The organism is Rhizobium sp. WYCCWR 11146 (genome assembly GCF_013591995.1).
In the GTDB taxonomy this organism is placed as follows: Bacteria; Pseudomonadota; Alphaproteobacteria; order Rhizobiales; family Rhizobiaceae; genus Rhizobium; species Rhizobium indicum.
Window position 1 is genome coordinate 417,542 of record NZ_JACCEY010000023.1, and the last position, 22,616, is coordinate 440,157.

The window sequence follows — 22,616 nt, forward strand, 5'->3', positions numbered from 1 at the left end:
ATTACAGCGCCTGCGCAATCCGTCTCGGGCTAACCTCCGTTGCGGCCGCGGCCTCGACGAAATCGAGCCCGATATCCAGCACCGGCGCACTGTGCGTCAGCCAGCCGACGGAAATGAGATCGACACCGGAAGCCGCGATTGCCGCGGCCGTTATCGGCGTCACGCGACCGGACGCTTCGGTGATGGCCCGGCCGGCGACGATGGCGACGGCGTCGCGCAGCTGATTGGGCGTCATGTTGTCGAGCAGAACGGCATCGACGCCGGTCTCCATCGCTTCACGCAGCTGATCGAGGCTGTCCACTTCGACCTCGATCTTCACCATGTGGCCGACGCCAGCCCGCGCCCGGCGGATCGCTTCAGCGACCCCACCGGCGATGGCGACGTGATTATCCTTGATCAGCACCGCGTCATAAAGCGCGAAGCGGTGATTCATACCGCCACCGGCCCGCACCGCATATTTCTCCAGCGCCCGCAGCCCCGGCGTCGTCTTGCGCGTGCAGGCAACTGAGGCCTTGGTGCCGCGGATGGCGGCGGCGATCCCTGCCGTTACCGTGGCGATGCCAGAGAGGTGACCGAGGAAATTCAGGGCGGTACGCTCGGCACTCAGCAAGCCACGCGACGGGCCTTCGATGGTGGCGATCACGTCGCCGGGTTTGACCGCGTCGCCGTCCTGGAGATGGCGGCGCATGACGATCTCTGGATCGACGAGAGCGAAAGCGAGTTCGGCGGCATCGAGACCGGCGATCACACCCGGCTGACGGGCCGCCATCACCACCGTCGAACGGTGATCGCGAGGGATGACGGAGGCCGAGGTGATGTCACCGGCAAGACCCAGATCTTCGAGCAGGGCAGCCCGCACCAAGGGTTCGACGATCAGGCGCGGAAGGGGAACGAGGCTCATCTCAGGCACTCCTTGCAAGGGCATAGGGCGGTGTCGCGCGGGCGATCTCCAGAACGTCGGAAAGGCGCATCTGGCGACGGTTGGTGTTGGCGAGCTTCAGCGGAAAATCGGTGCGGGCATGGGCGCCGCGCGATTCCATCCGCAGGCTGGCAAAGACGGCAATCAGTAGCGCAACGATGGCCGGATCGGCGGCAGGGCCGTTGCCTTCGGCAAGCGGCAGCAGGGCGGCGATCGCGCCATGAATGGCGCCGGCATTGCGCAGCACGCCGAGATGGCGCGAAACGATCGGCCGGACGAGCGATGCATCGCCCGACGCCGGCAGTTTCTCGGGGAAGATCGTGCCGGCGGCACTTGCTGGCACGTCTGATATGTCGCGCGCTGCCCGCATGCCCATCACCGCCGCCTCCAGCAGCGAATTGCTTGCAAGCCGGTTTGCGCCGTGCAGGCCGGTCGAGGCCGCCTCACCGGCGACCCAGAGACCGGGAACCGAGCTGCGGCCATTTGCATCCGTGGCCACGCCGCCCATGTGATAGTGAACGGCCGGGCGCACCGGAATGAGGTCTTTGGCCGGATCGATGCCGGCCTCGCCGCAAAGGGCGGAAATGACAGGAAAGCGAGCGGCAAAGCGGCTGCCGAGAGCAGCGCGGGCATCGAGAAAGACTCGTCCGCCACGGGCAATTTCGGCGCTGATCGCCCGCGCAACCACGTCGCGCGGGGCAAGCTCGGCGTCGGATATGCGGGCCATAAACCGTTCGCCTCGTTCGTTGACGAGCAAAGCCCCCTCGCCGCGTACCGCCTCGCTGACCAGCGCCAGCGGACGGCGGCGTGAATCGAGTGCGGTCGGATGGAACTGGACGAATTCCATATCGGCGAGCGCAGCACCGGCTCTTGCCGCGAGCGCGATCCCCTGGCCGAAATTGCCCATCGGATTGGTGGTCGCGTCGTAAAGCCCGCCAATGCCGCCGGTGGCGAACACTACCCTTGAAGTCGGCAGAATGGCGGCGCCTTTTGCGGTCGCGCAGAGCAGGCCGGTGACCTGTTCGCCATCCATCAGAATCCGCCGCGCCTCGAAGCCTTCGAGCACTGATATAGCCGGCGTTTCCATCACCGCCTCGATCAGCGCGGCGATGATCGCCGCACCCGAACCATCGCCTTCGGCATGGACGATGCGGCGGCGATTATGGGCCGCCTCTAGCCCGAGCGAGAGTTCGCCCGCGGCATTCCGATCGAAACGAACGCCGGCTTGCTCCAGCGCGGCGATCGCCGCCGGTGCCTCGGCGATGATGTCGGCGGCAATGGCCGGATCGCAGAGCCCGTCGCCAGCGGCAAGCGTATCGGCAAGATGCAGTGCCGCGCTATCGTCGGCGCCCATGCTGGCGGCGATGCCGCCCTGCGCCCAGGCGCTCGACGTCTCCGCGCCAAGGGCCGCGCGGGTGACGATCACGGAAGGTTCAGGCGCCAGTGTCAGCGCGGTCATCAATCCCGCAAGCCCGCTGCCGACGATCACCGTGCGTCCGGCAAGATGGTCGAGAAGCTCGGTCATATCGCCAGCATCCTTTCGACGGCGCGGCGCGCGGCCACGGCGATCGCAGGATCGACGATGACCTCGTGGCGATTTTCCTCAAGGGCGGCGCGGATATTGGCCAGCGTGATGCGCTTCATATGCGGGCAGAGATTGCAGGGGCGAATGAACTCGACATCGGGATGGTGCACGGCGACATTGTCGCTCATCGAGCATTCGGTGAGCAGCACGACGCGCGCCGGCTTCTGCCTGCCGACATAATCCGACATGACAGCGGTGGAGCCGGCGAAATCGGCTTCGGCCACCACTTCGGGCGGGCATTCGGGATGGGCGAGCACGGTTACGCCGGGATGGTTTTCGCGCAGCTGGCGCACGTCCTCGGCGGTGAAGAGTTCATGCACCTCGCAATGGCCGTGCCAGGCAATGATCTCGACATCAGTCTCGCGGGCGACATTGCGCGCCAGATATTCGTCCGGGATCATCAGCACCTTCGGCACACCGAGGGATTCCACCACTTGCTTGGCATTACCCGAGGTGCAGCAGATATCGGAAGCAGCCTTCACCGCGGCCGAGGTATTGACATAGGTGACGATGGGCACGCCGGGATGGGCCTGGCGCAGCAGGGCGATATCCTCGGGCGTGATCGAATCCGCCAGCGAACAGCCGGCGCCGAGATCCGGGATCAACACTGTTTTCGCGGGGTTCAGCAGCTTGGCTGTCTCGGCCATGAAATGCACGCCGGCAAGCACGATGACATCGGCGTCGACCTCGATCGCCTTCCGGGCGAGCGCCAGGCTGTCGCCGACGATATCGGCCACCCCGTGGAAGATCTCTGGTGTCTGATAGTTGTGCGCGAGAATGACGGCGTTGCGGCGGCGCTTCAGTTCGAGGATCGCGTCGACGTCATTTTCGAACGTCATCCATTCGGCTTTGGGAATGACACGGCTGACGCGCTCGTAGAGAGAGGATGCGGAAACAGGGTAATTCATGACCGGCTCCTAATTATGCTCGCTTTGAGCATATCATAGGCAAAGAGATATTCTCACCGTGAGCATATGTCAATTGCGGGAGAGCGGTAATTTCGTTCCTGCCAGCGCCCGCTCTTCGAGAACGGTATGGCGAAAGCGGAAGAGCTTGGCCGGCCGGCCGCCGGTTTCGCTTTCAGTTCCGCCGGTTTCCTCGACCAGTTCCTGCTGTTCGATGAGGCGGCGGAAATTCTGCTTGTGCAGCGTCAGCCCCGCCAAGGCTTCGATGGTGCGCTGGAGCCTCAGCAGCGTGAAGCTCTCCGGCATCAGCTCGAAGACGACGGGGCGGTATTTGATCTTGGCGCGCAGCCGGGCGATTCCGGTTGCGAGAATACGGCGGTGATCGGCAAACATTGCCCGGCCGAGATTGGCTTCCGCCCCGCATCCGGCTTCCGAGACGAGCCCCGCCTCGTAGAGCAGTTCATAGCGCTGCAGGGCCAGATCCTCGTTCCAGCCGCCACCATCGAGGCCGAAGGTGAAATCCGCCCGGCGATGGCGATGGTCGCGTCTTGCCGTATCGGCATCGGCCCAGCTCCTCAGGCGCGCCATGATCTCGTCAAGCACGGCTGGCCGGCCCTGCCGGCGGTCTTCCCAGGGGAAATATTCGTACCAACCGTGCCATCCCGGCCGGCCGGCGCCCGACTGCTCGTTGACGAGGCCAAGATAGCTGATCGAGATCGTCCGCCCGCCTGGGATGTCGTTGTTCCGGTCGCGGTCGGCGAAGGTATAGAGCTGTTCGAGATAACCGACGGGATGTTCCGTCTGCTCCTGCACCCATTCGCGCAGGCCAGATTGCAGGGTGCGATGCCCCATTTCGAAAGGGCCTGACGGCAGCGCGTTGCCGGAACGGATGGTCATCACGCGCGGCTCGTCCCCCGTCACCGCGACGAGCACCGCAATCAATTCCGCATGCGCAAAGCCGATCGTCACAGGGGACCGAATACTCCGTTCCGAATGAATCGAACGGATAATTCCTGACACAGGCCGGGACGGAAGCCAATGGAGGTGAAGCGCCTTTGCGGCGCTTCCCACATCATCGAGGCAATAGAACGCGTTTGCCCTCAGTTATTGCCCGTGTCGCTTTTCAGCCGCTGCAGGAAGATTTCCAGTTCCGCGTCGTCGATACCGACGAGATGGCGCTTTTCCGGATAGGCGCCGGTCCTGACATCCTTCGCAAATTCCGTGAAGGCGGCGATGCGCTCGCGCTGCAGCCGGTCGTGTTCGGCGGCAAAGTCGCGATAGACCTTGGCGTGGCGCGGAGTGTGGTCGCGATTGGCGCCGAGCACGTCGTCGGCGAAGAGATATTGGGCGTCGCAGCCGCTGCCCGCGCCCATGGAGATCATCAGCATCGAGGTGTTGCTGCTGATGGCGGCAGCGACATCCCCTGGGACGACCTCGATTTCGGCGGCGAAGGCGCCTGCCTCTTCCAGCGCCTTGGTCTGCCGCCAGATTTCGGCCGCACTCGCCGCCGTCTTGCCGACGGCGCGAAAGCCGCCGGTCCAGGTCGCCTTCGAAGGGATCAGTCCGAGATGGCCACAGACCGGAATACCCTCGTCCCGCATGCGCCGGATCGTCTGCAGGCTTGCGGCGCAATAGACCGCGTCGCCGCCCGCCTTCAGCGCCGCGAAGGCCGCACGAAGATAGTCCTCGGCCGAGACATGATCGCCATATTCGAGCCCCGGAATGGCAAAGGGCGTGGGGGCTGCCTCGCGAAAGACCGGCCCGAGCAGCGAGGGCGGCACGGAGACGATGTCGATCCCTGCCTTTTCGGCGGCGTCCGCTTCCTCCAGTGAGGTAACGCGCAGCATGGTGAGCTGGCGTTTGCCTTTTTCCGAAAGCAGATCGGCGACGGTTGCGCGTCTATGTTTCTTCATCATCAATTCCTTTGAAAATATCGGGCGGCTCAGGCGGCCAGCAGGGATTTCAGCTTGATGTCGCTGGCTGCGAGTGCTGCCGGGTTGGGATGGGCGCGCGCTGCGATCAGCATTTCGGCGAGCCTGATGTCGCGGGCCACCGCATTGCCCGGCCCGATGCCGCTTGCGGCGATCAATCGTCCGTCGGCATCGAGATGGAAGAGAATGAAGGCGCCTGCGCCGAGTTCGCGGCGCTGATGCGTGGCAGCCCCCTCGGCGAGGCCCGATATCTGCAGCGTCATGTCGTATTGATCCGACCAGAACCACGGCACCGCCGAAACGGCTTCGTTGAGGCCGAGCATGTTGGCCGCGGCCAATGTGCCCTGCTCCTGGGCATTGCGCCAGGATTCGAGCCGCACCCGCCGGCCGCCATAGATCGACAGCGGAAAGGAGCAGCAATCGCCGGCCGCAAAGACATCAGGTGCGGAGGTCTGGAGATACGTGTCGACGACAATGCCGTTGTCGATTGCGAGGCCTGCCCTTTCGGCGATCTCGACATTCGGCCGTGCACCGATGCCGACAAGGACGAGATCGGCCTCGATCACCTCGCCGGTCGACAATCTAATCAGGGCTTTGCCGTTTTCCGCAGTCAGCGCCTCGATGGAGACGCCGCAGCGGATATCCACGCCCTCGGCACGATGGCGCTCGGTGAGCAGATGGGCGATCTCCTCCGGTACCCCACGCTTCAGCACGCGTTCCAGCCCCTCGATGACGGTGACCTCGGCGCCAAGCAGCCGCGCCGTTGCCGCAAGTTCCAGCCCGATAAACCCGCCACCGATGATGGCGATATGCCGCCCCGGCTTCATCGCATCGCGCAATGCCGCCGCATCGTGATGCGTCCTGAGCGAACGAATATGCAGGCTGCCTTCCGGTGCGCCGGGGAACGACCGCGCGGCGGCGCCCGTCGCAAGCAGAAGCTTGTCGTAGGAAAGCACGGTACCGTCCGAAAGCGTGACGGTCCTGGATGCGGGATCGACATCCCTTGCCTCGATGCCGGTCAGCAGGCGGATGCCGTTTTCGATATATTTTTCCGCCGCGGCGATGTATTTCGGATCGCTTGCATCGGTGGAGCCGGCCTTCGAAAGCGGCGGCCGTTCATAGGGTGGAAGCGGCTCGGCGCCAACCAGTGTTATCTCGCCGGCAAAGCCCTTTTCCCGCAAGGCGAAGGCGGCGCGCGCACCGCATTCGCCGGCGCCCAGGATGACGAAATGAACCACGCCAACCTCCCTCAGAGCGAGATGAAGACGGCGCCGTCTTCGATCTTGACCGGATAGGTCTTGAGATTGACGCAGACCGGTGCGCCCTTGGCTTCGCCCGTTTTGTAGTTGAAGCGGCCGTTATGCTTCGGACATTCGATGATCTCATCCATGACAAGCCCGTCGGCGAGATGGATATGTTCATGCGTGCAGAGCCCGTCGGTCGCGAAGAATTCGTCGTCCGGGCTGCGATAGACCGCGAAGGTGCGCCCGTCATGGTCGAAGCGGATGACATCCTCCTCGTCGATCTCGTCCTTTTCGCAGACCTGGATCCAATTTCCGCTCATCTTGTCCTCCCTCGATTGTCTTTATTGCGCGGCCGGGGCCAGCTCGTTGTGGAATTCCTCACGATAGGGCCGCGCGGTGGCCGGCAGTTCGCGCTTCAGGAAATAATCCTCGTTGCGCAACTGGCGCAGGAAGGCCGGGATCATCTCGCGATAGCCGGACCAGATCGACGGGTTCGGCGCCGGCAAGTCGTGCTTGATCATCGCGTGCAGCCTGGGCAGCGCGTGGTAGGGCACCATCGGAAACATGTGATGTTCGACGTGGTAGTTCATGTTCCAGTAGATGAAGCGGCTGATGGGGTTCATATAGACCGTGCGGCTGTTCAGCCGATGGTCGGTCACATTGTCGGCAAGACCGCCATGCTGCAGCAGTCCGGTCAGCACATGGTGCCAGGCGCCGTAAAGGCGCGGCAGGCCGATCAGCATCAGCGGCAGGATCGAGCCCATGGCGATTGCAGTTGCGATCGTCGCGACATAGATCGCCAGCCAGATACGGGCGATGCGGATGGCCTTTGGCTGCTCCATCTCCGGGATGAAGGTCTTTTCCGCCGTGCTGACGCCGCCGAAGGCATTGCGCAGCATGTCGATGATCGCATGCCAGGCGTCGAGGATGCCGAAAAAATTAAGCACCAGCCGGAAGAGATCGGGCGGCCGCATGACGGCTATCTCGGGATCGCGGCCGACGATCACCGTATCGGTGTGATGGCGCGCATGGCTCCAGCGCCAGGTCACCGGATTGCGCATGATCATGAAGCAGGCGATCTGATAGACGACATCGTTCATCCAGCGCGTCTTGAAGGCGGTGCCGTGACCGCATTCGTGCCAGCGGCTGTCGGTGGCCGAGCCGTAGAGCACGCCATAGGCGAGGAAGAAGGGCAGCGCGACCCACGAGCCCCAGAAATAGATGCCGAGCCCGGCAAAAATTGCCATGGCGCCGAGCCAGATGATCGTGTCGCGGATCGCCGGCGCATCGGAGCGTTGCATCAGCGCCTTCATCTCCTTACGGGGAATGTCGGTGTGATACCATTCGGCTGCCGCCAGCCCCGTCTCGACGGCGGTGCGGCCGCTTTCGCCGAGGAGGTCGTAGTCACGTTTCTTCGTCTGGGTCGCCATTATCCGCCTCCCGTTATGCCTTTGCCTGGGAGAATAGGTTGACTTTGGAAAGCGCTCAATGCAGGCTTGATATAATCTATCAAAAGCCATCATGAATGGCTTGCATTCATGATTGAATCCATCAGGAACGCCGATGCGCCGTCCCACCATATCCGATCTTGCCCGCGCCTCCGGCGTCAGCGTCGCCACCGTCGACCGCGTTCTCAACGCGCGCCACCGGGTGCGCGAGGAAACAGCGCGACGGGTCTATGATGCGGCGCAGTCGATCGGCTATCACGCTGTCGGCCTGATCAAGCAGCGCGTCTTCGAGGATCTGCCGCAATACAAGCTCGCCTTCCTGCTGCAGAAGCCGATGCAGCCCTTCTATCAGAGCTTCGTGCGTGAGATCGAAACCGCAGCGCGGGCGCTGACGTCCGCGCGCATCCAGACGCAGATCGACTTTCCGTCAGCCGCGACACCGGCTGCCATCGTCGAAAAGATCAAGACGCTCGGCGCCCGCAACCAGGCCGTTGCTCTCGTTGGCCCGGATTATCCGGCGGTGACGACGGCGGTCGAGGAGTTGAAGGAGCGCGGCATTCCGGTGTTCTCGCTGCTTTCCGACCTCGCAACGGGCGTGCGCGACGCCTATGTCGGCGTCAACAACCGCAAGGTCGGGCGCACCGCCGCCTGGACGATTGCGCGCACGGCACACAAGCCCGGTAAGGTCGCCTGTTTCGTCGGCAGCCACCGCTTTCACGGCCATGAGCTCAGAGAAATCGGCTTCCGCTCCTATTTTCGCGAGAATGCGCCTGAGTTCGATGTCGTCGACACACTGATCAATCTCGAGACAGCCGAAATCACTCATGAGGCGACGTTGACGCTGCTGCAGAAATATCCCGATCTCGTCGGCCTCTATGTCTGCGGCGGCGGCATGGAGGGGGCGATCTCGGCGTTCCGCGAAGAAGGCGTCGGCGGCAAGATCGTCCTCGTGGTCAACGAGCTGACGCCCGACAGCAAAGCCGGTCTTGCCGACGATATCGTCGCCATGGCGATCGGCACCCCCCTGCCCGCTCTCTGTAAGGAGCTGATGGTGCTGATGACGGGCGCCATCGAAAACGGCGAAACGGCTGTTCCCGGGCAGCTCTTCCTGCCTTTCGATATCCATATTTCGGAGAACATCTAAGCACTGATGGAATTCCATCAATCCGTACGAAATTCTCTCAGCAATGAAAGCCGGCGCCGGCGATGACGGATGGATTGCGACGCGAATTCCGATAGAGATTCGCTGACCCATTCACGAGGACTGCTCCGCCCTGATGCGGAGATCAGGAGGAGATACCGATCATGACTTCGATCCGTTTTGCGCTCAACCATATGGCCGCACCGTCGCTTGCCATCGATGATTTTTTCGCGCTGGCCAGATCGCTCGGCATCGATGCCGTCGAGATCCGCAACGACCTTTCGGGCAATGCCATCCTCGACGGCACCAAACCAGAAACGATCCGGCAAGCGGCTGCCCGCCATGGTCTGACGATCATCTCGATCAACGCCCTGCAGCGCTTCAACGAGTGGAACGCGACCCGGGCCACCGAAGCGCAGGAACTGATCGATTATGCCGGCGCGTCGGGCGCCAAGGCGCTCGTCCTCGTTCCGAAGAATGACGGCACCGGCTGCGCCGATGGCGAACGGCAGGCCAATCTGCGTCAGTCTCTGGTTGCATTGAAGCCGATGCTGGAGAAAGCCGGCATTATCGGTCTCGTCGAGCCGCTCGGTTTCGAGATCTGCTCGCTGCGCTCGAAGACCGAGGCGGCCGAGGTAATCAGGGAGCTCGGCGCGGAATCGACCTTCAGGCTTGTCCACGACACCTTCCATCATCACCTTGCCGGCGAAGCGGCGACCTTCCCTGAGCTGGCCGGCCTAGTGCACATCTCCGGCGTCAGCGATCCTTCCGTTTCCGTGGCCGATATGCGCGATTCCCATCGCGTGCTCGTGGACGGCGAGGACCGACTCGATAATGCCGGGCAGATCAGGGTGCTGCTGCAGGCGGGCTATAAGGGTCCGTTCTCCTTTGAACCCTTTGCAGCGGAGGTTCATGCGGTCAAGGACCCGGCCGGTGCGCTTCGCGCCAGCATGGATTATCTCAGCGCGCGGGTTTGAGACCTCGCGAACGTCGCCTGATGCCGCCATTGGTGTCGGAACTGCGCGGGGGACGATTGTCACGACTGGCCGCGCTGGCGCGGCCAGTCGCCTGACTTATTCCCTGCCTCTGAACCGGCGTTGGTAGGCCGGATCATAGAGTGAGCTCTCGCGAAAATCCTCGGTCGCCAGCGAAGGTCCGACGAAGATGATCGCCGTGCGTTCGATCGGTTCGGCGGCAACCTTTGCTTCGATATCGGCAAGCGTGCCGCGCAGGATGCGCTCGTCCGGCCAGGAGGCCTTGACGACGATTGCGACCGGGCAGTCGACGCCGTAAAGCGGCGTCAATTCCTCAACGACTTGCTTCAGCGCGTGGATTGCCAGATGGATCGCCAGCGTGGCGCCCGTTGCGCCGAACTTCGCCAGTGTCTCGTCGTTGGGCATCGGTGACGCGCGGCCGGAAACGCGGGTCAGCACCAGGCTTTGGGCCACAGCCGGGATCGTCAGTTCACGCCCGAGCGTCGAGGCTGCGGCGGCAAAGGCCGGAACGCCTGGCGTCATCGTATAGTCGATGCCGTGTTTTTGGAGCCGGCGCACCTGCTCGGCGACCGCACTCCAGACCGAGAGATCGCCGGAATGCAACCGGGCGACATCTTGGCCCGCCGCAGCGGCGCGAAGATATTCCGCCTCGATCTCATCGAGCGACATCGGCGCCGTGTCGACGATGCGCGCACCCGCCGGACAATATTGCAGCAGCTCGGGCGAGACGATCGAGCCGGCATAAAGGCAGACCGGGCATCGGGCAATGAGAGCGCGGCCGCGCACCGTGATCAGATCCGCAGCACCTGGCCCCGCGCCGATGAAATGCACCGTCATCTCGTCATCCTTTCGTCCAGCGCCACTGCGTTACCGGCATGGCCGGCCGCCAGCCGGTCATGCCGCCGACGGGCTGGGCGCGCGATATTTCGATCCGCGTGAGGAAGCCGCCGCGTTTGGTATGTTCACCGAGCAGCACCGCTTCCATTTCCAGCGTCACAGCGTTGGCAACGAGCCGCCCTCCCCGCTTCAGCGCGGCAATCGCAGCATCGACAACACCCGGTTCGCTGCCGCCACCGCCGAGGAAGATCACATCCGGCTCCGGCAGGCCCTTCAGTGCATTGGGCGCCGTACCCTCAACGACGGCAAGATTCGGCACCCCGAAGGCGGCCGCGTTGCGGGCGACACGCGCGGCCCGTTCCGGCGACTGTTCGACGGCGATCGCCTTCAGGCTGGGATCGGCGAGCATCCATTCGATGCCGATCGATCCCGATCCCGCGCCGATATCCCAGAGCAGTTCGCCATGACGCGGCGCGAGTGCCGAAAGCGTCATCGCCCGGATTTCACGTTTGGTGATCTGTCCATCGTGCTCGAACAGTTCGTCCTCGAGCCCGGCGGCAAACGCCAGGATGCGAGCCCCCTCCTCTGCCGCAATATCGACGGCGCAGACATTCAGGGGATCGATGTCCAGGAGGTCGAAATCCGTCGCCGTACCGCTTCTCTGCCGTTCCCGAACGCCGCCAAGCGCCTCAAGCACTGTAAGTCGCGACTGACCGAAGCCAGCAGCAGTCAGCAGCGCAGCCAGATCGCCAGGCCCCTTCTCGTCCGAGGTCAACGCTAGGACGCGCCGTCCGGGGTGCAGATGAGGCCGGATCAGATCGATCGGCCTTCCATGCAGCGAGATCGTCGCAACGTCCTGCAGCGGCCAGCCAAGGCGGGAGGCGGCAAGGCTGAAGGCCGAGGGTGCGGGGATGGTGCGCATCTCTTCTGGCGCCACATGGCGGGAGAGTGTCGCGCCGACGCCATAGAGGAAGGGATCGCCGGAGGCGAGCACGACAACAGGCGTGCCGCGCCTTTTCACGACGGCCTCGATCGAGCGCTCGAACGGGCTCTGCCAGGAAAGCTTTTCGCCTGTGATCAGCGAGGCAGCAAGCACGTGGTGCCGCACGCCGCCGAAGACGGCGGGTGCGGTCGCGATCAGCCTCTTCGCCTCTTCGCCCAACCCTTCTGGACCATCTTCGCCGATGCCGATAATAGTCAGCCAGCGCTGGCCGGACGCAGGAGCGACATCAGACATGGGAAGACCCCGCATCTTGATCCTCGGCGGCACCAGCGAGGCGCGGCTGCTGGCCGAGGCGCTGGCGGCGCGTGATGATTGCGATGTTCTGCTGTCGCTTGCCGGTCGCACCGAGAAACCGGCCGCGCAGCCTGTTCCAGTTCGCATCGGTGGTTTCGGCGGCGCTGCCGCACTTGCCGATTTCCTCAAGGCCGGCGGATATCGTCTGTTGATCGACGCCACGCATCCCTTCGCCGAGCGCATTTCGGCCAATGCCGCTTTCGCGGCCGAGACCACCGGCATCGCCGCGATCGCTCTGCGCCGTCCCGAATGGCATCGCATGGCCGGCGATCGCTGGCGGGACGTGCGGAGCATTCCGGCTGCCATCGAAGCGCTCGGCCCCTCCCCCCGCCATGTCTTCCTGGCGACGGGCCGGCAGGGTGCCCATCATGCGCAAGCCGCACCGCAGCATCACTACCTCGTTCGCAGCGTCGATCCCGTCGAACCGCCGCTTGTGCTTGATAATGTCGAGTACATCCTCGAGCGTGGTCCGTTCACGCTGGACGGTGAATGCGATCTGCTGCGGCAGCACCACATTGACGTCATCGTCGCCAAGAATAGCGGCGGTGCGGCCACCTATGCGAAGATCGAGGCAGCCCGCCTGCTCGGTATCGAGGTGATGATGGTAGCGCGCGCGCCGGCCTCGATGGTCAAGGCGGTCGACACTGTCGAGGCGGCGCTGGCGGCGATCGATCACCTGTTTCCTCCCGCCATGAAACGTGGCGTATAGACCAGGTCCAGTCTGCCTGGGCGCGTGACGATGCGTGTCTCGGCCGAGCCGATGATGATGCAGGTTGCCATATCGGCAATCGACGCATCTGCCTGCGACAGCTGCTGGACGGCGATACGTTCGTCCGGCCGCCCGGCTGCCCGCCCGAAAATAACCGGTGTTGCTGCAGGCAGATGGTCACGCAACAGCTTGAAGGCTTCGCCGAGCTGCCAGGGCCGCGCCCGGCTGATCGGATTATAAAGCGCGATGACAAAACCTGCCTTTGCCGCCAATACAAGACGATTTTCTATTATATTCCAAGGCTTTAGATTGTCAGACAGCGATATGGCGCAGAAATCGTGGCCAAGCGGAGCACCTGCTCTTGCCGCCACGGCCAGCATCGCCGTGATGCCGGGCAGGATGGTGAGATCGACGGCGCGCCATGCGGCCGGCCCGTTCTCGATCGCTTCGCAGACGGCCGCCGCCATGGCGAAGACGCCGGGGTCGCCGCCGGAGACGACGCAGACCGTGGCGCCATCGGCTGCCATGGCGAGGGCTGCCCCTGCCCTATCGAGCTCCTCGCGATTGTCCGAGGCATGCCGCAACTGATCGTGGCGGAGCTGCAGCCTGTCGAGATAAGGTCCGTAGCCGAAGAAATCCGTCGCCGCATAGACAGCGGCCAGCGCTTCCGGCGTCATCTGCTCGGGGTTGCCGGGACCGGTGCCGATCACGAAAAGCCTGCCGCTCATCGGCTGCCCTCCCAGCCCGGCACCAGCACGAGCGAAAAATATGGCGCATCGCCGTCGGTCCTGTCGGCAAGCTTTTCCATCGCCGCATTCGCCATGGTGCCGCGCTCGACATAGACGGCTTCCGCAAGCCGGCCGGCGGCCGCCAGTGCCCGGCGGATCTTCGGCAGGTTGCGGCCGACCTTCATGATGACCGCGGCTTGCGTATCGGCAAGACGCCGCGTCAGCTCGGTCTCGGCCATCGTACCGGGCAGTACGGTAAGCACGTCGTCGCCCTGGACGATCGGCATGCCCGCCAGCGACCAGCAGCCCGACATGGCGCTGATGCCCGGGATCACTTCCGTCGGGTAGCGTTGGGAAAGCCTGACATGCAGGTGCATATAGGAGCCGTAGAAGAGCGGATCACCTTCGCTGAGAACGGCGACAGTCAGCCCGGCATCGAGATGCCCGGCAACAGCTTTGGCAGACAGATCGTAGAATTGGGTGATCAGCCTCTGATAGCGTTCGTCGTTCTTGTCGATTTCGGTCGTCACAGGATAATAGAGCGGCAGCAGCGTCACCCCGGATTTCAGCAGCGGCTCGACGATCGCCTTGCCGTTGCCGCCCCTGCCCTGCTTGGCGAAATAGGCGATGACATCAGCGCCTTCGATGGCGCGCACGGCCTTGAGGGTCAGGAGCTCGGGATCGCCGGGACCCGTGCCGACGCCGATAAGACGACCGCTTGTGGTCATAGGCCTGGCCTCGCCAGTGCATTGATGGCGGCTGCCGTCATGGCGCTGCCGCCGAGCCGGCCGCGGACGATCGCAAAGGGTACGCCGTAGGAATTTTCCGCCAGCGCATCCTTTGATTCGGCGGCGCCGACGAAGCCCACAGGCATGCCGAGGATCGCCGCGGGTTTCGGGGCGCCGTCGCGCAGGAGTTCGAGCAGATGGAAGAGGGCGGTCGGTGCATTGCCGATCGCGACAACGCTGCCGCCGAGCCGATCGAGCCAGAGATGCATGGCGGCGGCCGAGCGCGTATTGCCGGTCTCGCGTGCAAGCTCGGGTGTCGCGGGATCGCGCAATGTGCAGATCACCTCGTTCAGCGCCGGCAGCCGCGCCCGAGTGACGCCCTGGGATACCATTTCCGCGTCGCAGAAGATCGGCGCGCCGCCTTTCAGCGCATCGCGTGCCGCGCTGACGAAATCGGCCGAGAACAGGAAATGCGCCGCCGCCTCGACCAGCCCGCAGGCATGGATCATGCGCACGGCGATTTCGGCTTGATCTTCGGTGAAGCGCGAAAGATCGGCCTCGGCACGGATGATCGCAAAGGAACGCTCGTAGATCGCATCGCCGCTGCGGATATAATCGTAGTCTGGCATTCCTATTCCTGTCGCAGCGCCTTCGAAACGCCGGTTGCGCCAAGCCGTGTAAGGCAGGCGGCGGTCGATTCGCCAGCGTCTTTGTTGTCTTCGATGGCCCGGGCGAGCCTCTCTATAGCGAAATCGATCCGACCGCCAGCGATCCGTTCGTCCGGCAGATCCGCTGCAAGCCCCTTGAGGATGAGGCCATAACCTTCCGCCGAGCCCGTCAGGGTCAGCGCCGGCCGAGCGTAAGCGCAGCCCTTGGGACAGCCGGACAGATGCAGCGTCAGCGAACCGTCAAAAAGGGCAGGTGCTACGGCAATGAGGTGACGCGCCAGGGTTCGTGTCTCGTAGAAGGCCGAGCCGCAGGCGCCAGCGCCGGCGCAGGCGGCGATATGCTCGCTGTTCTCGCCAGGTTGCGCGGCGAAGCCATGTCTGGCTGCGTCGATCTGCATAGCCGGCACGGTATCGGCGGAAAGCCCGATGAGGAAGAAACCGCGACCGGGCGCAAGCCGGATGGCTGTTGCGCCGCGGTCCGTTGCCAGGTCAAGCAAAGCGATCAGATCGGAGGCTCTCATCTGCCCGAATTCCGGCCTGACGCCGAGTATGGTTTTGCTGTCGTCAAGCCTGTGCGAGCCGGCAAGCGGCATCGCTGCCGCGCGGGACGGAATGAACTGAATGCCATCCAATGCGGGAAAACGTGTCCGCAGAAGCGCCGGGTCGATATCCCTTGCCCGCCTGCCCTGCCCGAGGTTCGCCAACAGGCTCAAAATTTCGCCGACGGCCGATATCGCCGACCCCGCGAGACCGATCGCGATCGGCGTTGAGGTTTCACCGTCGCCATTGATCGCGACAAGCCAATCTGCGGGGGATTGAGCGACGATACGGATATCGGCGGACAGTGCTGACAAGCCGAAGGCTCCGCCGCCGTCGACGACGAGCGAGAGTTTTGGCGCGAGGCGCGGTGAGGCAAGCTGATCGCGGAGCGTGCTGCGCAAGGCCATTTCCATTGCGGCCGGATCGCATATTTCTTCCGGGTCGATGCCGTGCAGCGGCGATATCTCGATCGCCGGCCCGTCCGGAACGGTGATCCCGGCGGCATCGACATCGGCAGCGAGCTGTCCGACGGTCTCGGGGCGCAGCCCGCGGATCTGCAGATTGCCGCGGGCGGTGATTTCCAGAATGCCGTTGCCATGGGCTGCGGCTGAGTGGGCAAGGCTTGCAAATTGCGACGGCGTCAACGCGCCGCCGGCCGGCCGCAGCCGTACCAGCAAACCGTCGCCGGTCGGCATGGGCGCGGCAAGGGCGGGGCAGGCGCCGCGCCTACGGATCTCCGCCGCCGGGCGATCGTGCAGATCCGCCTCGCCTGTCCTGTCGCTCGCCTTTGCGGCCTCAATGCTCATTCTCGATCCTCTGGCCACTTCTTACATGATCGCAACCGGGCCGGCAAAGCATGCTGGAAAGGCTTCGGGGTGGCTATTCGTCGAAATCCCGTCCCTTACGCAAGAGATAGATGTCCATGATCCAGCCGTGCCGCTGCCTGGCTTCGGCCCTGAGCGTCAGAATGTCGGTGGCGGTGTCGCCAAGTCGTCCTGATCTGACGATCTCGTCCTTGGTACCGAGATAGGCGCCCCAGAAGATCTCGGCGTCGGGATCGTCGATCTTCGCAAAAGCCTGTTCGCCGTCGAGCATGACGATGGTGCTGTCGGCCAGAAGCCCGTCCTGCGCCAGCCTGCGCCCTGTGGTGATCTCGATCGGTTTGCCGACGAGGTTGACCGGGATTCTGTGGCTGGCCGCCAGCGCCTGGATGCTGGTGATGCCGGGAATGACGCTGTAATCGAAAGCCACGCTGCCTTCCCGGCGCACGCGTTCGATGATGCGGATCGTGCTGTCGTAGAGACTGGGATCGCCCCAGACGAGAAAGGCGCCGCTGCCATCGTCCGGGAGACCGGAGATCAGCTCTCCATAGATGCGGGCGATCTCGCCGTGCCAGGCGTCGACGCTCTGCGCATAGGTCTTGTCTGCCTTCTGCCTCTGCGGCACCGCGAACTCTGAAATTCTGCCGGCCGGTCGTGTGATATAACGTTCGCAGATATCCCGCCGGATTTCGGCGAGCTCTCCCTTGCCGGCGCCCTTGACCGGCAGGAAGACCACGTCGGCCGCGTTCATCGCGTTGATCGCCTGTATGGTCAGGTGCTCCGGGTTGCCCGTGCCGATGCCGATGATATTGATATGCTTCAAGCGGATACTCCCCGTTGAGTCTCGGCGGTCTTGCCGAAAAAGCCTGGTCGTCGCAAGGGCTGAACGGGAGTTGGCCGCGGCCAACCCGGCCTGTAAGTGGCATCAAAGCCCTGTTGTTGCTGCAAATCCCGAATCGTGTCACTTTCGATACGCTTTTTGACGCTATGTTGACAGAAAAGCGCATCGAAAAGGATTGGGTGTTTTGGACAACATTAGCGTATCGACGACAGATGTACGGATCGAGCGGCATGCGAACCAGCTTTCGCGGCAACTGAAGCTCCTCCGCGACAAGCTGTTCCCGCCGCTCTCGCAAAAGACGCTACGAACATTCTCCTCCGGCGAGGCCGCCCAGATGATCGGCGTCTCGGACGGCTATCTTCGCCAGCTTTCACTGGATGGCAAGGGACCTCAGCCGGATCTTGCCCAGAATGGCCGGCGTTCCTACACGCTCGGCCAGATCAACGAATTGCGCCAGTTTATGGCCAAGCTCAAGCCGAAGGACGCGCTTTCCTATCAGCCGTGGCGTCGCCCTGGCGAAAAGCTCCAGACGGTTGCGGTCACCAATTTCAAGGGCGGTTCGGCCAAGACCACGACGACGCTCTATCTGGCGCAGTACCTGGCGCTGGCGGGTTACCGGGTGCTTGCCATCGATCTCGATCCGCAGGCTTCGCTCTCCTCCATGCTCGGCGTTCAGCCCGAATTCGACCTTTCCGAGGGCGACACACTCTATGGCGCAATTCGCTATGATGAGGGCCGCAAGCCACTGAAGGAAATCGTTCGCAAGACCTATTTCGACGGGCTGGATCTGGTGCCGGGCAATCTCGAGCTGATGGAGTTCGAGCATGAGACGCCACGGGCACTGAACGACCGACAGCGACCTGGCGAGCTATTCTTCCGTCGCGTCGGCATCGCCATTGCCGAGGTCGAGGCCGATTACGACATCGTGGTGATCGACTGCCCGCCGCAGCTCGGTTACCTCACGCTTGGCGCCGTCTGCGCAGCGACATCGCTGCTCATCACGATCCATCCGCAAATGGTCGACGTCGCTTCGATGTCGCAGTTCCTGCTGATGACGTCGGATCTGCTTTCCGTTGTGCGAAAGGCCGGCGGCGATCTGCAGCATGACTTCATCAAGTATGTCGTCACGCGTCACGAACCTTTCGATGCGCCGCAGTCGCAGATCGTCGCGCTGCTGCGCAGCCTCTTCAGTGATGATGTGTTGACGGCGACCATTCTCAAATCGACGGCGATCGCCGATGTCGGCCTGACCAAGCAGACGCTCTACGAGATCGAGAAGGGGCAGGTGCGCCGCTCGACCTATGACCGGGCGCTGGAATCGGTCAATGCCGCCAACGGCGAGGTTCTCGCCGGTATTCACAAAGCGTGGGGCCGCACATGAGCAGACGCGATCGCCTGAAGGGTCTTTTCGACGATACGGCGCAGGAGTTGGCCACGGCCAACTACGAGGAACCATCTTCGCGCGGATCGACCGGGCCGGTTCGGACGATGGCGTTGACCCTTGGCCGCATGGAAGAAGAGAGTAGGGCGATGCAGGAGGCCTTGCTCTCCGGTGAACGCATCGTCGAACTCGATCCTGATCTGATCGATTCCTCCTTCGTCCGCGACCGCCTTGCCGACCAGCCCCTCGATATGGAAGACGAGTTGGTGCGGTCGATCGCCGAGAACGGCCAGGAAGTGCCGATCCTCGTTCGCCGCCATCCCAATGATGAGGACCGCTACCAGATCGCCTACGGCCATCGCCGCCTGCAGGCGGTCAAGCTGCTCGGCCTCAAGGTGCAGGCGATCGTCCGTAAGCTCGACGATACCGATGTCGTCATCGCGCAGGGTATCGAGAATTCGGCGCGCCGCAACCTTTCTTATATCGAGCGCGCGGTCTTTGCCCTTAATCTCGAGCTCAAGGGTTTTGAGCGCCCGGTCATCATGAAAGCGCTGTCGACGGACAAGACGGAGCTATCGAAGCTGATATCCGTCGCAAAAGCCATCCCCGCCGAAATCGTCAGGTCGGTCGGAGCTGCGCCCGGTATCGGGCGGCGCCGTTGGATGGCGCTTGCCCAGGACTGGAATGGGATGACGGCCGCCCGACTTGCCAAGCTCATTGCCTCGGGAAGTTTCATGGCGGAGGAGAGCGACCGCCGTTTCGAGCTTTTGGTCGCCGAGCTCGCCAGGAAAGAGGCAAAGCCCGAGACCACGGAATTTGACTGGAAGCCGAAGAGCGGCGGCAAGATCGCCGGCCGAATCAAGAGCGCCGGCAATTCCTTCACGATCGCGTTGAAGACCGGCGACGCGCCGGACTTCGGCGCTTACATCTCACGCCGTCTCGATGAGCTTTACGAAGCCTATCGGGCCGGCAAGTTGCAAGCAGGAGAATAAGCCGCAAAAGAAAAAAGCCTCCGAACGTTGCCGCCGCGGAAGCCTTTCTCATATCTGGACAATCTGAGAATCGCACTTCCTCGAATCACTGTCAAGCGTCTTCGGCATCCTTTTGGGTGGTAGGTTTCTTTTGCCTTGAGAAAAGGTGAGGGACATGGAGCCTCAATATGTATCGACGCCCTTTGGGCGGCGGTCGATGACGCTTGGCATGCTGGCAAGTCAGCAAAGCGTCAGCAAGGTCGATCCGGACGCATCGGTCGACAAGTGGAAGATTTTTCGCGCGCTCTGCGAAGCAAAGGACATGGTCGGCGTATCTGACCGCGCCCTGGCTGTTCTCAACGCGCTGTTGACCTTCTACCCGAAGAACGAGATTGCCGAGGCCAACGGCTTCGTCGTCTTTCCGTCGAACGAGCAGCTGTCACTGCGCACGCACGGCATGGCCGGCACGACGTTGCGGCGGAACCTGGCGATGCTGGTGGAAGCCGGCCTGATCATCCGCCGGGATAGCCCGAACGGGAAACGTTTTGCCCGGCGCAACGGCGAGGGCGGGCTTGGAGAGGCCTTTGGCTTCAGCCTGGCGCCGCTCCTGGTGCGCGCTCGCGAGATCGAGGCGCAGGCGGCTCAGGTGATGGCCGCCAAGCTCGAATGGAAGCGTCTGAGGGAGCGCCTGACACTTTGCCGGCGTGACATCACCAAGCTCATCGAGATCGCGCTGGAAGAGGAAATTGCCGGCGAATGGATCGAGATGCAGAAGCATTTCAATCTGCTTTCCGCAAGCCTGCCGCGCCGCCCGTCGGCCGCCGAGATGGAAAGCCTGCTGGCCGATCTCGAAGCTTTCCGGGAATTGATCGTCAAGACGCTGGAACCGAAGTCGAAAACAGAAAAAGCAGACGCCAATGATAACCAAAACGGTCGGCACATACATAGTTCAAACCCACACGTTAACTCTGAACTTGAACCAAGCTTCGAACCGAAGCAGGGCGCAAAGCCGGAGGAAGAACCGCGGCATTGGCGCGAGCCGCCGAAATCCTTCTCCCTTGCCATGGTGCTGCAGGCCTGCCCTGAGATCATCGCTTACGGACCGGGCGGCGGCATTGGCAGCTGGCGCGACCTGATGGCCGCGGCCGTCATCGTCCGGTCCACTCTTGGCGTCAGCCCTAGCGCCTATCAACTGGCCTGCGATATCATGGGGCCGGAAAACGCCGCCACGGTGATCGCCTGCATTCTGGAAAGGGGCGGACATATCAACTCGGCCGGCGGCTACCTGCGAGACCTGACGCGGAGGGCGGAGCGCGGCGAGTTCTCGCTCGGACCGATGCTGATGGCGCTGATGCGGGCAAGTGGTCCGACGGCAAGGAAAACCGGATGAACGGCTATGAAAAAGCTTCGCGCCAGCTCAGACGGTTAGAAGGAGATGCGGCCGGTCGATCAGCCAGGTTAACGGCTTCCATTTCCCAAGGTTTGTTGAAATACGCTGTTAACCATGTCATACATGGCGGAAGGAAACACGCGTTTTGCTTCCATTTGTGAAAAACCGTAAAGCTTAACAATGCGCTACGATATCGACGGTATGATGCTTCAAACCCTGCTTCCAGCCCTTACCGCGGCGGAGGATGCGGTGGCGCGGCTGGACGAGCGGGTGTCGCGCTCGCCGGTCGGCGAGGGATTTGCCGAACGCAGCCATTTCTTCGATGCCGCCGGCGCGCTCTGGGTGGCCGGCGAACTCGTGCATGTCGAGGATCTCGTTTTGCATGATGCGCATATGGATAGCCGCGCTCCCACCCACGAACTGACGATCGCCCATTCCGTGCTGCGGGCACGTCGGCGCATCTGGACCGGCGAACCCGCCTGGGCACTCGGCGTCGCGGGTCTTGCGACGCTGACCGCGACCGGCGGGGAAGGGGAGGGGAAAGCGCCGGAGGCAAAGAGCGTCGCCGCTCCACTCGAGACCGACGAAGAGGGCGAGGATGAGGAGGGGCCGCTCGCTGCCGAGATGGCGGAGATCGATGCGCTTCTTGCCCGCTCGCAAAAGCTGCTCGACATCCATACCGGGAAAACGCCGGAAAGCGAGACGGTAGCCGTTACCCCGGCAAGGCGCAACGAGGATCCTCTCGGCTTGCTCGGTGACGACGAGTGGGACGAAGAACAGCGGCTTGCGGAGTGGCGAAGCGTCCAGCCATTGGGCGATAGCTTGCCGCCGGTGCTCGGCGCCGTCATCCTCTTCGAAGCCTGGGAAAGGATCGAGCCGTTGCGGCGTCAGCACTGGCTCGGCGGTCTTCTGGTCGCAAGCCATCTACGCGCCCGCGGCAAGGTCGCCTCGCATCTGTTTTCTTTCTATGGCGGGCTGAAGCTGGTGCGCCATGAGCGGCGTCGGGCGCGCGATCGCGCCACGCGGCTGCAAGCCTTTCTGGAGGCGATGCATCTGGGTGCCGCGGCCGGCCTTAAGGAAATCGACCGCTTGACCTTGGCGCGCACGCAGATGGAGCTGCGCTTTCGCGGCCGCCGTTCGAACAGCAGCCTGCCGGAACTTGCCGATTTCATCCTGTCGCGGCCAATGGTCTCGGCGGCGATGATCGCCCGTCAACTGCGCATCACGCCGCGCGGCGCGCTCAACCTCGTCAACGACATCGGCATTCGTGAAATCACCGGGCGCGGCCGCTATCGCGCCTGGGGTATCATCTAGCGCATAACCCCGAAAATCGGAACCGATTTTCGGAAAGGATTACGCGGAGATTCAAAGTGATAGAGCGTCCTTAGCGCGTCTGCAAAGACGCGCGGCGCTCTAATGTATGTCGCCCAAAAGTGGGCAGCGGTTTTGGGACGACGACATGCATCAATCAAAGACTCAAAGCGCGTCGCATGATTCCGATTTGACGCGATGCGCTTTAAAAACGGAAACGGGCGGG

At 63.2% G+C, this 22,616-nt stretch carries 22 protein-coding genes; 7 read left to right on the forward strand and 15 right to left on the reverse strand.

Features of this window, described 5'->3' with window-relative positions; genetic code table 11:
* Position 1: 1 nt before the first annotated feature.
* The 8 genes from nadC to HX899_RS19560 form a co-directional block, all read right to left on the reverse strand.
* Positions 2-925: a carboxylating nicotinate-nucleotide diphosphorylase gene (gene nadC / locus HX899_RS19525; RefSeq protein ID WP_181293122.1), complete on the reverse strand. Its 924-nt coding sequence runs from the start codon at positions 923-925 to the stop codon at positions 2-4.
* Complete coding sequence (locus HX899_RS19530; RefSeq protein WP_181293123.1) at positions 903-2,444, reverse strand: L-aspartate oxidase; 1,542 nt, start codon at positions 2,442-2,444, stop codon at positions 903-905. Before HX899_RS19530 ends, nadC begins: the two co-directional genes overlap by 23 nt.
* On the reverse strand, positions 2,441-3,412 hold the full coding sequence (gene nadA / locus HX899_RS19535) for a quinolinate synthase NadA (RefSeq protein WP_181293124.1): 972 nt from the start codon (positions 3,410-3,412) through the stop codon (positions 2,441-2,443). The genes HX899_RS19530 and nadA overlap by 4 nt, the downstream gene beginning before the upstream one ends.
* Positions 3,413-3,481: 69 nt before the next feature.
* Positions 3,482-4,480, reverse strand: a complete 999-nt coding sequence (locus HX899_RS19540; protein ID WP_181293125.1) for an NrtR DNA-binding winged helix domain-containing protein — start codon at positions 4,478-4,480, stop codon at positions 3,482-3,484.
* Positions 4,481-4,509: 29 nt separating this feature from the next.
* Positions 4,510-5,325 carry a 3-methyl-2-oxobutanoate hydroxymethyltransferase gene (locus tag HX899_RS19545; RefSeq protein ID WP_180195225.1) on the reverse strand — a complete coding sequence of 272 codons (816 nt, stop codon included), beginning with the start codon at positions 5,323-5,325 and terminating at the stop codon, positions 4,510-4,512.
* Positions 5,326-5,351: 26 nt separating this feature from the next.
* Positions 5,352-6,578, reverse strand: a complete 1,227-nt coding sequence (locus HX899_RS19550; RefSeq protein ID WP_181293126.1) for an FAD-dependent oxidoreductase — start codon at positions 6,576-6,578, stop codon at positions 5,352-5,354.
* Between the two features lie 11 nt (positions 6,579-6,589).
* Positions 6,590-6,904 carry a MocE family 2Fe-2S type ferredoxin gene (locus HX899_RS19555; protein WP_138331529.1) on the reverse strand — a complete coding sequence of 105 codons (315 nt, stop codon included), beginning with the start codon at positions 6,902-6,904 and terminating at the stop codon, positions 6,590-6,592.
* Between the two features lie 21 nt (positions 6,905-6,925).
* Entirely contained in the window at positions 6,926-8,014 is a 1,089-nt protein-coding gene (locus tag HX899_RS19560; protein WP_181293127.1) for a fatty acid desaturase family protein, read from the reverse strand.
* A 133-nt stretch (positions 8,015-8,147) separates the two neighbouring features.
* Here HX899_RS19560 and HX899_RS19565 point away from each other — a divergent pair, with 133 nt between their 5' ends.
* Together HX899_RS19565 and HX899_RS19570 are read left to right on the forward strand one after the other, a co-directional pair.
* Positions 8,148-9,176, forward strand: a complete 1,029-nt coding sequence (locus tag HX899_RS19565; RefSeq protein ID WP_181293128.1) for a LacI family DNA-binding transcriptional regulator — start codon at positions 8,148-8,150, stop codon at positions 9,174-9,176.
* A gap of 161 nt (positions 9,177-9,337) precedes the next feature.
* Positions 9,338-10,150 (forward strand): TIM barrel protein, encoded by an 813-nt coding sequence (locus tag HX899_RS19570; protein WP_181293129.1) that lies wholly within the window; start codon positions 9,338-9,340, stop codon positions 10,148-10,150.
* Between the two features lie 96 nt (positions 10,151-10,246).
* Here HX899_RS19570 and cobM read toward each other — a convergent pair whose 3' ends face one another.
* A complete protein-coding gene (cobM, locus tag HX899_RS19575; protein WP_181293130.1) occupies positions 10,247-11,005 on the reverse strand; it encodes a precorrin-4 C(11)-methyltransferase in 759 nt (252 codons plus the stop codon).
* A gap of 4 nt (positions 11,006-11,009) precedes the next feature.
* The gene (gene cbiE, locus HX899_RS19580; RefSeq protein WP_181293131.1) at positions 11,010-12,242 is read right to left on the reverse strand and encodes a precorrin-6y C5,15-methyltransferase (decarboxylating) subunit CbiE; all 1,233 of its coding nucleotides are present in this window, start codon (positions 12,240-12,242) and stop codon (positions 11,010-11,012) included.
* On the opposite strand from cbiE, the gene HX899_RS19585 reads away from it, so the two are divergent.
* Positions 12,241-13,011: a cobalt-precorrin-6A reductase gene (locus HX899_RS19585; RefSeq protein ID WP_181293132.1), complete on the forward strand. Its 771-nt coding sequence runs from the start codon at positions 12,241-12,243 to the stop codon at positions 13,009-13,011. The two genes, cbiE and HX899_RS19585, sit on opposite strands and share 2 nt — an antisense overlap.
* Here the strand turns inward: HX899_RS19585 and HX899_RS19590 are convergent.
* The 5 genes from HX899_RS19590 to cobF all read right to left on the reverse strand — a co-directional run bounded on the left by HX899_RS19590 (position 12,975) and on the right by cobF (position 17,319).
* Positions 12,975-13,739: a precorrin-3B C(17)-methyltransferase gene (locus HX899_RS19590; RefSeq protein ID WP_181293133.1), complete on the reverse strand. Its 765-nt coding sequence runs from the start codon at positions 13,737-13,739 to the stop codon at positions 12,975-12,977. The two genes, HX899_RS19585 and HX899_RS19590, sit on opposite strands and share 37 nt — an antisense overlap.
* Complete coding sequence (locus tag HX899_RS19595; RefSeq protein ID WP_017957769.1) at positions 13,736-14,467, reverse strand: precorrin-2 C(20)-methyltransferase; 732 nt, start codon at positions 14,465-14,467, stop codon at positions 13,736-13,738. The genes HX899_RS19590 and HX899_RS19595 overlap by 4 nt, the downstream gene beginning before the upstream one ends.
* On the reverse strand, positions 14,464-15,096 hold the full coding sequence (locus HX899_RS19600) for a precorrin-8X methylmutase (RefSeq protein ID WP_181293134.1): 633 nt from the start codon (positions 15,094-15,096) through the stop codon (positions 14,464-14,466). The genes HX899_RS19595 and HX899_RS19600 overlap by 4 nt, the downstream gene beginning before the upstream one ends.
* Before the next feature lie 2 nt (positions 15,097-15,098).
* Entirely contained in the window at positions 15,099-16,481 is a 1,383-nt protein-coding gene (cobG, locus tag HX899_RS19605) for a precorrin-3B synthase (protein WP_181293135.1), read from the reverse strand.
* 73 nt (positions 16,482-16,554) lie between these two features.
* Positions 16,555-17,319, reverse strand: coding sequence for a precorrin-6A synthase (deacetylating) (gene cobF / locus HX899_RS19610; protein ID WP_181293136.1), 765 nt, complete (start codon positions 17,317-17,319; stop codon positions 16,555-16,557).
* A 202-nt stretch (positions 17,320-17,521) separates the two neighbouring features.
* On the opposite strand from cobF, the gene repA reads away from it, so the two are divergent.
* From repA to HX899_RS19630, 4 genes are all read left to right on the forward strand, one after another.
* Entirely contained in the window at positions 17,522-18,718 is a 1,197-nt protein-coding gene (repA, locus tag HX899_RS19615) for a plasmid partitioning protein RepA (RefSeq protein WP_181293137.1), read from the forward strand.
* Entirely contained in the window at positions 18,715-19,710 is a 996-nt protein-coding gene (repB, locus tag HX899_RS19620) for a plasmid partitioning protein RepB (RefSeq protein ID WP_181293138.1), read from the forward strand. The genes repA and repB overlap by 4 nt, the downstream gene beginning before the upstream one ends.
* A gap of 154 nt (positions 19,711-19,864) precedes the next feature.
* A complete protein-coding gene (gene repC, locus HX899_RS19625; RefSeq protein WP_181293139.1) occupies positions 19,865-21,079 on the forward strand; it encodes a plasmid replication protein RepC in 1,215 nt (404 codons plus the stop codon).
* Between the two features lie 180 nt (positions 21,080-21,259).
* Entirely contained in the window at positions 21,260-22,393 is a 1,134-nt protein-coding gene (locus HX899_RS19630) for an RHE_PE00001 family protein (RefSeq protein WP_181293140.1), read from the forward strand.
* Positions 22,394-22,616: the final 223 nt, after the last annotated feature.